Genomic DNA, 532 nt, shown 5'->3' on the forward strand with positions numbered 1-532 from the left:
GTCAGAACCTGCTACGTTGTTAGTGTTGTTGTTGATAGAGATTCTAGGTACATCAGTGATGTCGCCTGGTTGTTGCCATCTGTCAGCAATACCAACGCTTAGGGCTCCACCGTCAAGAGCGCCCATTAAACCTGCATAGTTACCATCATAGATTTTACCACCTAGGCTGTAGGCAAACATTACAGAAAGGCTAAATCCTTTGTAGTTTAGGCTGTTTGTAAATGCGCCATAAACGTCAGGGATAGAAGAACCGCTGTAGTGATAAATTGCATTGTTTTGGTTAGTAGTCACTTGAACACCATTGATTTCTCTCAAAAGGTTGTTAGGAGTAGACTCTGATTCGGGATCGTACACGTAAAGTGGGTTACCTGTGTCAGGATCAACACCGTACCAATCTTTCAACCAGAAGTCATAAATTGATCTGCCTTCTAAAAGTTTCTTAGTTCCAGAAATGATGCCGTTTTCTCTTGAAGACTCAGGAAGTCTAGTGATTTCGTTTGTAAGCAGGGTTGCGTTTAAAGCAAAGTTCCAC

Annotated in this window: 1 pseudogene; it reads right to left on the reverse strand. The window is 42.1% G+C overall.

Annotation, left to right across the window (positions count from 1 at the left end):
• Nucleotides 1–532: pseudogene (locus MB14_RS10185) on the reverse strand (SusC/RagA family TonB-linked outer membrane protein); the annotation flags it as partial.

This window comes from Roseivirga ehrenbergii (genome assembly GCF_001593005.1).
GTDB classification, from domain to species: Bacteria; Bacteroidota; Bacteroidia; order Cytophagales; family Cyclobacteriaceae; genus Roseivirga; species Roseivirga ehrenbergii.